9 protein-coding genes are annotated in these 11,144 nt (G+C 58.5%); 2 read left to right on the top strand and 7 right to left on the bottom strand.

Features of this window, described 5'->3' with window-relative positions:
* Positions 1-94: 94 nt before the first annotated feature.
* Complete coding sequence (locus tag VF629_RS13190) at positions 95-898, bottom strand: class I SAM-dependent methyltransferase (RefSeq protein ID WP_331058954.1); 804 nt, start codon at positions 896-898, stop codon at positions 95-97.
* 204 nt (positions 899-1,102) lie between these two features.
* Here VF629_RS13190 and VF629_RS13185 point away from each other — a divergent pair, with 204 nt between their 5' ends.
* Positions 1,103-1,732 carry a hypothetical protein gene (locus VF629_RS13185; RefSeq protein WP_331058953.1) on the top strand — a complete coding sequence of 210 codons (630 nt, stop codon included), beginning with the start codon at positions 1,103-1,105 and terminating at the stop codon, positions 1,730-1,732.
* A gap of 75 nt (positions 1,733-1,807) precedes the next feature.
* Here VF629_RS13185 and priA read toward each other — a convergent pair whose 3' ends face one another.
* From priA to rpsF, 6 genes are all read right to left on the bottom strand, one after another.
* Positions 1,808-4,351 (bottom strand): replication restart helicase PriA, encoded by a 2,544-nt coding sequence (priA, locus tag VF629_RS13180; RefSeq protein WP_331058952.1) that lies wholly within the window; start codon positions 4,349-4,351, stop codon positions 1,808-1,810.
* Positions 4,352-4,418: 67 nt separating this feature from the next.
* Positions 4,419-6,500: a thioredoxin domain-containing protein gene (locus VF629_RS13175; RefSeq protein ID WP_331058951.1), complete on the bottom strand. Its 2,082-nt coding sequence runs from the start codon at positions 6,498-6,500 to the stop codon at positions 4,419-4,421.
* Positions 6,501-6,567: 67 nt separating this feature from the next.
* A complete protein-coding gene (locus tag VF629_RS13170; protein WP_331058950.1) occupies positions 6,568-8,976 on the bottom strand; it encodes a GSCFA domain-containing protein in 2,409 nt (802 codons plus the stop codon).
* 101 nt (positions 8,977-9,077) lie between these two features.
* Entirely contained in the window at positions 9,078-9,521 is a 444-nt protein-coding gene (gene rplI / locus VF629_RS13165; RefSeq protein WP_331058949.1) for a 50S ribosomal protein L9, read from the bottom strand.
* A 91-nt stretch (positions 9,522-9,612) separates the two neighbouring features.
* Positions 9,613-9,846 (bottom strand): 30S ribosomal protein S18, encoded by a 234-nt coding sequence (gene rpsR, locus VF629_RS13160; protein ID WP_035561439.1) that lies wholly within the window; start codon positions 9,844-9,846, stop codon positions 9,613-9,615.
* A 56-nt stretch (positions 9,847-9,902) separates the two neighbouring features.
* Complete coding sequence (gene rpsF, locus VF629_RS13155; protein ID WP_331058948.1) at positions 9,903-10,280, bottom strand: 30S ribosomal protein S6; 378 nt, start codon at positions 10,278-10,280, stop codon at positions 9,903-9,905.
* 495 nt (positions 10,281-10,775) lie between these two features.
* Between rpsF and VF629_RS13150 the strand changes: the two genes are divergently transcribed.
* A partial coding sequence (locus VF629_RS13150; RefSeq protein ID WP_331058947.1) for a cytochrome c occupies positions 10,776-11,144 on the top strand: 369 nt, incomplete at its 3' end.

Genomic DNA, 11,144 nt, shown 5'->3' with positions numbered 1-11,144 from the left:
TAAAACGCGCGAGGTGAAAGCGAAAAGGCCCGTCTGGAGTTATCAGACGGGCCTTTTCGCTTTCACCTCGCGCGTTTTACCTTTTCACAGCCGCTTACTTGGGCCGGCGAAACACCAGCAAGTGCTGTTGCGGCAGTCGCTCAATGGTCTCGACAAACTCCAGCCCAATGGCGGCCATTTCCTTGCGGGCCTGCTCCACGCTCATCTTGTGAATGCGCTTGATGGGCACGTTGGGGTCTTCGGCGCGGTATTCGACCAATGCCAGCCGGCCCGTGCCGGGGCGCAATGCCCGGCGAATGGCCCGGCCCATCTCGCGCGGGTGGTCAAACTCGTGGTACGCGTCCACGATGAGCACCAGGTCCACGCTGTCGGCCGGCAGGGCCGGGCTGGTGGCGGTGCTCAACACGGGCCGCACGTTGGGCGCGTTGAAGCGGCGTTTGTTGGCTTGCAGCGCCGTTATCATCTCGGGCTGAATGTCGACCGCCAGCACTTGCCCTTTGGGTACTTTTTTGGCGAGCTGGAAGGTAAAGAAGCCCGTGCCCGCGCCGATGTCGGCCACCACATCGGTAGGCTTTAGCTTCAACTCATTTATCAAGATATCGGTGCCTTCCTCCTGACGGCGGCCGCTGCGTTCGAGCCAGCCCGCGCCCTCGTGGCCCATGACGTGGGCAATTTGGCGGCCCATGTAGTAGGTGCCAATGCCGTTGGGGTCGCGCGGCGGTGCTGTTTCGTAGCCGCTAGTATCGGACCGCACCACCGTTTGCAGGCTCCGCAGGGCGCTGGCGCTGGGGTGCGTTTCGGCTGGCAACTGGGTGCAGCTCATCATCAGAATTCCGATGCCGCTGCCTACACCCACTACACTAGCCGCCCGCTGCCATGTTGAAAAACAGTAACTCATACGATTTGCAAGTAAGCATATTTAGAGTAGTCAACAACAATCAATACAGGCGCGTTCAGCGCTTGCGCGCCGGAGCCTAATGGCCAAGGTGCCGTCACTTGGGTAACGCTCCAATCAAGAAAATGCGTCGCGATAATCACCGGTTTGTAGTTTTGACCGTAAAACGGGCCTTAAGTCCATTCTATTACCCTTACCCCATTCATCATGAAAAACTTTTTTCTCCCATTTGCCAAGTTGGCGGCCGTAGCTGCTTGCGCACTGACATTGGGTAGCTGCAATCGTGCCGAATACGCTATGCTACCGAAGGGCGGCTCCTACCACGGCGTGACGCGCGTGGCCACACCCGTGCCCGCTGCCACCCAAAAAGCAACGCCAGTCGCTGCCCCAACCACGGTTGAGCCCACCGCTCCGGCCGCCGTGGCCGCGGCACCCGCCGCTGTAGCCAAGCCAATCGTGGCCGCTAAGCAAGTTAAGCAAGAGCCAGCCGCCGCCACGGCTCCCGAAGCTCCGGCCACTGAGGCCAGCGCAATTGCTACTGCCGCAACCACCGCCGCAACCGTTACCACGCTGCCCGAAAACGCGCGCAAAGTCACTGGTTTGAAAAAGTTTGCAGCTTCGCGGGCTGTCCGCACGGTTAGCACACTAGCTGGCATTACCCAATTTAAGAAGGCTTTGGCTACGGCCAAAGCACAAAAAATCAGCGGTAACCTGCGCATCGGCATCATCCTGCTGTTGGTGGGCTTGCTGGTCGGTATTTTTAGCCGATTGATTGGTACCATCGTCGCGCTGTTGGGCGTCATCTTCATCGTGCTGTGGCTCCTCGATAACCTGTAAGCCCTACAAGTTGCCACAAGTTAAAAAGGCCCGTTCAGGTACTGAACGGGCCTTTTTGTTATCAATCGGCGGCAACTACATCGGGTCTACGTCGGCCACTAGGCGCGCCTGTTTGAACTCCTTGTTGTCTTTCACCACGTCCATGGCCGCATAAATCTGCTCTTTGGCCCACTTCAGCACTGTGTGGGCGCGGTCGAGCTTGATGGTGATTTCCTGGAGATAGAAATTGCGGATACGGAAAATGTAAGGCGCCTCGGGCCCCAACACGGCCGTGCGGCCCAGCCGGTCCACTAATTCCTGGGTGAGCAAAATAGCGGCTTGCTCGCCCACTCCCTGCTCCACGTGCTTCACGGTCATCTTGATGACGCGCATGAAGGGCGGGTAGCCGTGCTCGCGCCGCTGCACGATTTCGTAGTTGTAAAATTCGATGTAGTCGTTGCGGATGACCTTGTCGAAAATCACCTGCGTGGGGTCGGCCGTCTGGATGATGACCTTGCCCTTTTTGCCCTTGCGCCCGGCCCGGCCGCTCACCTGCACAAACATTTGGTAAGCCCGCTCGTGGGCCCGGAAATCGGGGTAGTGGATGATGCTGTCGGCGTTGATGATGCCCACCAGGCTCACGTTGGCAAAGTCGAGGCCTTTGGTCACCATCTGGGTGCCCACCAGCACGTTGGTGTTCTGCTTTTCGAAGTCGGCAATGATTTGCTGGTAGCTGTTTTTGGCGCGGGTCGTGTCCAGGTCCATGCGCTGGATGTTGGCCTGGGGCAGCATGATTTTGAGGTCGTCCTCAATCTTCTCGGTGCCGAAGCCCTGGGTTTTCACGGCCCGGGAGCCGCAGGCGGGGCACTTGGTCACCATGGGGTCGTGGTAGCCGCAGTAGTGGCAGCGCAGCTCGTGGCTGTGCTTGTGGTAGCTCAGGCTCACGGCGCAGTTGGTGCACTTGGGTATCCAGCCGCAGTCCTGGCAAGCTACCACGGGCGCGTAGCCGCGCCGGTTCTGGAACAGAATGACCTGCTCCTGCGCGCCCAGCTTACGTTCGATTTCGCCCAGCAAATCGGCCGTGAAGTGGTTGTGCATGGTCTTGTGCTCGCGGGCCTTGCGGGTATCCACCAGCTCAATGTCCGGCATGCCAGCTTCGCCGAAGCGCTTGGTGAGCGATACCAGCCCGTAGCGCCCCTGCTTGGCCTGGTAGTAGGTTTCCACGGCCGGCGTGGCCGAACCCAGCAAGGTCTTGGCTCCTTGGAAGTTGGCCATCATCAGGGCCACTTCGCGGGCGTTGTAGCGCGGGGCAGGCTCGTACTGCTTGTAGCTCGACTCGTGCTCTTCGTCCACGATGATGAGCGAGAGGTTATCAAACGGCAGAAACACCGCCGAGCGCACCCCAATCACCACCTGGAACCGGCCCGAGAGCACGCCGTTCCACACTTCCACCCGCTCGTTGTCGGAAAATTTGGAGTGGTACACGCCCAGCCGGGAGCCAAACACGCGCAGCAGGCGGCTCACAATCTGGGCCGTGAGGGCAATTTCGGGCAACAAGTACAGCACCTGCCCGCCGCTTTCCAGCGCCTTGCGAATCAGGTCGATGTAGATTTCCGTTTTGCCGGCGCCCGTCACGCCGTGCAGCAGCGCAATTTCTCGCTCGCCGAAGTGCGCCATTATTTCGTCGCGCGCCGCGGTTTGGGCCTCGGTCAGGCTGAAATGCAGTTGAGCGCTGGGTTCATCGTCCAGCGGGAAACGACTCACAATCACGTCGAACTGCTCCAGCACGCCGTTTTTGATAAGCGTATTCACCGCCGAAGCCGAGAGGTGCGGGCTGCTGGTGAGGGCGGCTTTTTCGAGACCTTTCTGGTTGGCGTGCTCGTTCTGGTACACGGGCACGCGCTGCAGGTATTTCATCAGCACGTCGAGCTGCTTGGGCTTGCTGCTGAGGTTGTTGAACAGCTGCTCGATGGAGGCTTCGGCCACGAACAGGTGCGAAAGCCGCACCTTTTTCACCACCTTGGGCGCGTACTTGTCGGCGGTGTGCTCGAAAAGGAAAATGACGTCCTTGTGCATCAAGGACTTTATCACCTTGTGAAAGGACGTGATGCCGAGCAGGTCGCCAACTTCAGTAAACGTGAGGGCTTTGCTGTCTTCCACGCTCCCCAGCGCATTCACAATCACCTCTTCCTGTGCAGAGAGCGGGTACTCGTTTTCCTCCCGTGAAAACCCCGGGTGCAATTGAATGCGCGACTCCGAGCTAAGCTTGAGCGCCGAGGGCAAGGCCGCATTTATCACCTCGCCAATGGTGCACATGTAGTAGTCGGCCATCCAGCGGAATAGCTTGAGCTGCGGCTGCGTGACCACGGGCGCGTCGTCGATGAACTCAAGAATGTACTTGGCCTGGTATTCCTTCGGCGCGTTCTCGTGCACGGCCGCCACAATGCAGCTGAGCGTCTTTTTGGCTCCAAACTGCACAATGACCCGGCCGCCAATCACCACGTTGTCGTTCAGCTCATACGGCACCCGGTAGGTGTAGAGCCGGGGCAAGGGCAGGGGCAGAATGACGTCGGCAAACAGCGTCACCCGGTCGGCCGAGGGAGCAGCCACGGGGGAAATAAAATCGAGAGCGAGACTCAAAACAAGGAAAAGGGTAGGGGCGGATGGTAAAGATAACAGGCCGCCAGGGCCAGCCCGCGTAGCCGCATTAAAGCCCGGCCAGGGCTTCGGCTGGGCTGAACACTGGGGCCAAACAAGCCTGCTCGCGGCACACGTGCACGGCCGTTCCACCTGTTGCATCAGGCTTCAACAAAGCAAGCAACGGCAGTTTCGAAGCCGTTTCAGTTCCGGCCAGCACCGTATCAAACAAAAATTGCCGGCTAAGTTCTTCGCGGAAGGTATCGGCCTCGGGCCCGATGATGGCCACTTCGGCCCCCGGCCGTAGCAAGGCGGCGTACAGCGCGGCCCAGTTGGCCAGGTGTTGGGGCTCCTTCACCACCAATGGCTTCACCTGAGCCAGCATTTGGGCAGCAAGCGCCACGTAGTCGGAGCGTTCCAAATGGCGACCCAGGCGGCGCAGGTTGTGCGCCATCACCGAGTTGGAAGCGGGGATGACGTTGTCGAATAGCTCTTTTTGGCGGGCAATCAGGGGTTCGGCGGTGCTATCGGTGTAGAAAAACAAGGATTCGGCGGGGTCGAAAAAATGCTGGAGTACGTATTCCGTCAGGGACTCTGCCTCGCGCAGCCACGTTTCCACAAAGCTGACTTCGTACAGGCTGATGTAGGCCTGAATTACCAACGCATAGTCTTCGAGAAAGCCGCTGATGCTGGCGCGCTCGCTTTTACCGGTTCGAAACAGGCGGTTGCCGTCGCGCAGGTTCGCTTGAATGAAGCGCGCATTTCGCTCCGCTACCACCAAAAACTCGGGTTCGCCAAACGCCCGGTACGCATCGGTGAGGCCTTGGAGCAGGAGCGCATTCCAGCCGGTCAGGATTTTGTCGTCGAGGCCAGGCCGGGGGCGGGTAGCCCGCACGGCCATGATTTTTTGTTTCCAGCCAGTCACTAAGTCCGCCAACACGCCGGGCGTGAGCTGGTGCTCGGCAGCGAAAGCCGCATCGGTTTTGCGACGGTGCAAGATGTTGCGCCCGTGTTCCCAGTTGCCGGCCGCCGTGCAGTTGTAGTAAGCCGAAAACAACGCTTCCTCATCGCCCAAGATTTTCTGCAGTTCCTCTTTTGTGAAGACATAGAATTTGCCTTCCTCGCCCTCGCTGTCCGCGTCCAACGACGAATAGAAGCCGCCGTCGGCATTGGTCAATTCCAGCCGGATGAACTCCACGGTGTCGTACACCACCTCCCGAAACAGCTCGTCCTGGGTTAGTTGGAATGCCTCACTGTACAGGCTCACCATTTGCCCATTGTCGTAAAGCATCTTTTCAAAATGCGGCACCAGCCACTGGCCGTCAACCGAATACCGGGCAAAACCGCCGTGCGCTTGGTCGTAAATGCCACCCCAGGCCATCTCACGTAAGGTGAGCACGGCTTGGTCCAGCAGCGCTTGGCTGCCGCTAATGGCGTAGGCCCGCAGCAAAAACCGCCAGACGCTGGGCATGGGAAACTTGGGCTCCCGGTTCATGCCCCCAAGCTCGCGGTCAAATTGCTCCGTAAGGTTGCGGACCAGCACCTGAAATTCTTCCTCTGAAACGCCCGCTGGGTTGCCGCTTTGCAGCCCTGCCAGCGCACCTGCTGGCGACGGCTGTGCTTCCTGGCTCCCGCGGTGTTTGCCCAGCTCGCTGGCCGCAATAACCTCCATAAACCGCTCGGCCGATTGGTCCAGCTCGGCGCGGTGCTCGCCGGCATAGGCTTCGCCAATGTTTTTTAGCAGTTGCACCCAGTTGCCTTTGGAGAAATAAGTGCCGCCATAAAACGGCTTTGCCTCAGAGGTAAGAAACACGTTTAGCGGCCAGCCGCCCTGCAGGCCCATGGCGTGCAAGGCCGCCATGTAAATCTGGTCCACGTCAGGCCGCTCTTCGCGGTCCACTTTGATGCACACAAAGTGCGCATTCATGGCCGCTGCCACGGCTGAGTCTTCAAATGATTCCCGCTCCATCACGTGGCACCAATGGCAAGCCGCGTACCCGATGCTGACCAAAATGGGCTTCTGCTCCGCTTTTGCCAGGGCCAAGGCTTCCGGCCCCCACGGAAACCAGTCCACCGGATTGTGGGCGTGCTGCTGCAAGTAGGGGCTGGTTTCCTGAGCGAGGCGGTTTGCGGCTGGGGAAGCGTAGGCCATCTTGAATGAGAATGAGGCGTGAAGGACGTAAACAACAAACCCGGCGAAAAAAGCCGGGTTTGAAAAATTATTCAGCTGGTTTGGCTGGCTTTCGAGGCGCTTTGGCAGCCGGCTTGGTCGGCTTGGGTGCCTCGGGTTTTGACTTTGCTGCGGTTTTGCGCTTGGGCGCGGCCTTTGTGGGTTTCTCAGCTGGCGTATCTACGGCAGGTGCGGCCGGCTCGCTAGCTTCTTTTGGTGCCTGTGGCGCCTTCGCTTTGGGCGTTGAAGCTTTTTTAGGCGTAAGTTTCTTCTTCGAGCCCGTTGCCTCAGCTGTGGGTTCAATCAACGTAGCCGACGAGCCCGTCATGCGACCTGCAGCAACCTGCGTACGCACCTGATTCTTATCGGGCACGGGGATTACGGGCACATCCACGGCCGGTTTCTCGGCACGCGCGCCAGTCGTGGCACGCTTCGCCCGATTAGTCCGACGAGCAGGAGCCGGGGCCACCACGGGCGCCGGGGCATTATCACTGGCCACAGGAGAAGCTTCAGCTGCAGGAGCGGTTGCTGGCTCAGGCGCCGTAACTGGCTGTTCTGCATCCGGCGTTGCAGGCACCGACTGTCGCGCCTCAATCGGTGAGCCAGACGCAAGTTCTGCAGTGCGGTCAGCAGGGACATTGGAGGCTGATTTACGGCCCCTGTTTCGATTGTTTCTGGGTTGTTTAGGCTCCGTTACCGGCTCAGGGTTCACCGCCTCAGCAATAACTGCTGCCGTTTCTACCGCCGGCGCCGACGTCTCTATGGCAGGAGCTTCCGCATCTACAGCAGCGGTGGCGTCTGGTGTTTCCGGCGTAGGGGCGTTAGGCGCAAATAGCGGCACCCTCGGCACACGGCCAGCTTTATCGCGCCGACTCCGTTGTTTGTCAGGGTTTTGGATGTCGGGAGGCGAAGCCAAATCGCCCTCCGCCTCCTGTGCGGGCGTCTCTGCAGCAGTAACCTGCGTCGCGGCCTCGGCTTCGAAGTTGTCAGTAACTGATGCTTCAGGTGCGGCTTCCCCAGTTGCCAGACGCAGTGCATGCTTGCGAGCAGTTCGTTTGGCGCCGCCCCTCGAACGGCGCTTCTTCTTCTTGACCGGCTCCTCGGCGCCAGCTACGGGTTGCGTTTCCTGAGCAGGAGAGGAGATGTTCAAAAGTTCCTCCGCTGCCTCAAGCTGAACGGGTTGTACCGTCGGCAAGGCAATCAGGTCCTCTACTGGCTCAACCGAAGAAGCCGAAGCGGTTTGGAATTGCTCATTTTCACTAGGCTGGAGGGGTTGGCCTTTGCCGCGACCATCGCGGCGCCCGCGCTCGTGGCGCCGGGTGTCACGTTCCGCACGCTGGGCGCGGAATTCCTCTGGCGACAGCCGCGGTGGCCGTGCTTCAGCAACTGGCGTTGCCTCTGGTGCCGAGCCTTCGCCAATATCAATTCGCTCTTCATCGTCCTCCACCACCTCAACCGGCTCGGAAGCCCGGGGCACGGGCAGCGCTGCCAGTTGCGTCCTGACTTGTTGCAACTCCGCATCGACGCTCACTTTGCGCAGGCTGAATTGCTCGAGCTTGGCCAAGGTATTTTCCAAAAATTGACGATGTTCGGGAGCACCGGAGTGCAGGGGCCGGTGCGTCAGCGAGTTCTGCACAGAAGCCCATTCCTTACGGAAGCGACCAAATTCAGCGTCGAAGTAGGTGCGCGCAAATTTGTCCCAGATGTAATCTTCGGCTACTTCCGATGGGTGCAGCATGTCCGCCGCGTAGAAGCGGTAGTCACGCAAGTCATCTACCAGCAGCTCATAAGCCGGAAAATAAGCCACGCCGGGCAGCAAGTCGCTCAGTATGTGCGTGGCAACGCGCAGCACCGACTTGCTCACCGAATTCAGCGGCAACGTGTCTTTTAGGTGACGCACCGGGCTCACCGTCAGCACAAAGCGCAGATTTGGGTTGATGCGGCGCAGGTAAGCGTGCGTCTCGGCCAAGTTGTTGATGATTTCATCCGGCGTCAACAACTCTCGCACAAACAAGTCGGCGGGCTGCTTGTGGCAGTTGTTCACCAGCTCTCCTGTTTCGCGAAGGCGATAGGCCCAAGCCGTGCCCAGCGTTAGCAGCAGTACGTCGGCTTGGCGCAGAAAGTCCCCCGTGCGCCGCACCAGCTCCTGAATGTGTTGCAGCAACTCCACCGGCGAGTCGGCCCCAATGCTGCCGTGCAGGTCATAGCTCTGCCAGCGGCCCCGGGCTTCCACCACGTGCTGCTGCCAGTCCACATCTTCGCCAGCCGCGGCACGCAACAGCCGCCCCAGCGCCAAGGGTTGAAACACCGTGCCAAACGGATTCACTAGGGTTTCCACCTTGTGGGCCACCAGCCGCGAGCCGATGCTATCGGCAAAACAGGAGCCCGCGGTGAGCACCCGCGCCGTGCGCGGCAGCTGGCCCGTAGCGGGGGCAATGGGTAATTCGGTTCTAAACATTAAAGCAAAAATAGCCCGTAACCGGGGTCTGGGTCGAATGCCGTAATAAAAAAAGCCCTGCCAAGGGGCAGGGCTTTTTTTAAACAGTTGCCAAGCAAAAACTACTCAGCTACCACGCGGAATTTCACCGTGTGCTTTACTTCTTTGTGCAGGTTGGCGGTAGCGGTGTAGTCACCGGCAACCGAAGGCTCCTGGTCGAACGAGAGACGCTTGCGGTCTACGTCAACTCCTTTAGCCTTCAGAGCATCAGCCAATTGCAAGGTGGTCACGCGGCCGAAAATCTTGCCGCTTTCACCCACTTTTGCCGGCAGGTCCAGTACCATGTCGCCAATTTGGTCGGCAATGGCTTGGGCGTCGCCTTTGATTTTATCGGCTTTGTGAGCGGCTTGACGCACGTTCTCGGCCGTGATTTTCTTGTTCGTCTTGTCGGCTAGCATAGCCAAGCCCTGCGGCAACAAGAAGTTGCGACCGTAGCCCGATTTCACGGTCACGATGTCGTTCTTGTACCCGAGGCCCTTAACGTCGTCTTTGAGGATGATTTCCATTTGAAGAGAAATTATAAATCATAGATTTTGAATTATAAAAGAGCAAGCTGTGCCCGTCCTAATTCAAAATTTATAATTCAAAATTTATAATTTATTTCAGAGCGTCGGCTACGTAGGGCATCAAGGCCAAGTGGCGGGCCTTTGCGATGGCCTGAGTCACTTTGCGCTGAAACTTCAAGCTGGTGCCGGTGAGGCGACGGGGCAGCACGCGGCCCTGCTCATTCACAAACTTCAGCAGGAAGTTCGGGTCTTTGTAGTCCACGTACTTAATGCCGTTCTTCTTGAAGCGGCAATATTTCTTGCGGGTGTCCTGCGGCTTGTTCATAGCCGACCGGTCGTTGTTCCGGTTGAATGCGGGAGTTGCCATATCTACTATACGGATTATTGGGCTACGGCTTCGGTTTCTTTCGCAGCCTTTTGCAGATTCATCTCGCCGTTGCGGCGGCGGTTGTTGTACTCCACGGCGTGCTTATCGAGCACGGTGGTCAAGAACCGGATGACGCGCTCGTCGCGGCGGAACGCCAGCTCGAGTACGTCAACGATGTTTCCTTCTCCGGTGTACGACAGGCAGTAATAGTAGCCTGTGTTCTTCTTCTGAATTGGGTACGCCAGCTTGCGCAGGCCCCAGGCTTCAGTGGATAAAAGGGCGGCGCTATTTTCCTTAAGCACCTGAGTGAACTTCTCGACCGTCTCTTGCACCTGGCTCTCGTTCAACACGGGAGTTACGATGAAGACCGTCTCGTAATTTCTTACTTCCATTACGACGGGGTGAAAATTTGGGGGTGAAAAAATTTGATTGGGGCGCAAAGGTACTGACATTCGGGCAGATTGCCAAGTGTAGCATTCCCCTAAATAGTATAAGGTGTCAAAAAACAGCCGTGGTTGTCGAATAAATTCCCCTGACCTCCCCTTAACGTCATAGGACTAGGTAGCCGCCGCCGCTACAGAACGGCCGGAGCAGCTAAGTCAGATTTATGTTCTCCAACTGCAACAAACCCGTCCTTTCTGGGGTTGCTATTGAGGGCATTAAGCCCCCGCAGAACTGTTTATCAATCTCCCGTTAAGAACAACCTGGACAACGGGGTATCCGGAGCAGCAATAGTGGGCAAACATGAGAATTGAGCATATAAATGGGCCAATGCGAACGGCCCAAGGCGCCTAGAAATTGCATTTTGGTTTTTGCCGCCTACGATTCCTGACCTACATTTGTGGCCTTGAAATGCCCTAGCGTTTCGTTTTACCGTCTATTTTCTTATGAATAGCATTCGACTTCGTTCATTACCCCAACTGTTGCTGGCGCTATTGCTCACGTTCGCCGGCGCTCAACAGGCTTGGGCTCAGGAAACCAATTCCGCCGCCGACGTGAAAAAAGAAGGCGTGGTGCCCGGCGCCACGGCCACAGCCACTGCGGCTACTGCCACCGCTCCAGCCGCAGCTGGTAGCGCTGGCAACGGCGGCGGTGGGGGAGATGCAGCCGCCATCGCGGCGGGGGACGCCTTGTTCAAGAACAACTGCGCGCAGTGCCACGCGGTGAACGAGCAGGTGGTGGGCCCGGCCCTGGCCGGCATCACGAAGCGGCGGCCGGTGTCGTGGCTGCTGCCGTGGATAAAGAACTCGAGCAAG

The sequence above is a fragment of the Hymenobacter sp. genome (assembly GCF_036388155.1).
GTDB lineage: Bacteria > Bacteroidota > Bacteroidia > Cytophagales > Hymenobacteraceae > Hymenobacter.
This window is presented reverse-complemented; position numbering and strand designations above follow the sequence as displayed.

Excerpts from the sequence above, each read along its gene's own strand:
- VF629_RS13190 (WP_331058954.1), bottom strand. The coding sequence starts at position 898 with ATGAGTTACTGTTTTTCAACATGGCAGCGGGCGGCTAGTGTAGTGGGT.
- VF629_RS13185 (WP_331058953.1), top strand. The coding sequence starts at position 1,103 with ATGAAAAACTTTTTTCTCCCATTTGCCAAGTTGGCGGCCGTAGCTGCT.
- VF629_RS13175 (WP_331058951.1), bottom strand. The coding sequence starts at position 6,500 with ATGGCCTACGCTTCCCCAGCCGCAAACCGCCTCGCTCAGGAAACCAGC.
- VF629_RS13170 (WP_331058950.1), bottom strand. The coding sequence starts at position 8,976 with ATGTTTAGAACCGAATTACCCATTGCCCCCGCTACGGGCCAGCTGCCG.
- rplI (WP_331058949.1), bottom strand. The coding sequence starts at position 9,521 with ATGGAAATCATCCTCAAAGACGACGTTAAGGGCCTCGGGTACAAGAAC.
- rpsR (WP_035561439.1), bottom strand. The coding sequence starts at position 9,846 with ATGAACAAGCCGCAGGACACCCGCAAGAAATATTGCCGCTTCAAGAAG.
- rpsF (WP_331058948.1), bottom strand. The coding sequence starts at position 10,280 with ATGGAAGTAAGAAATTACGAGACGGTCTTCATCGTAACTCCCGTGTTG.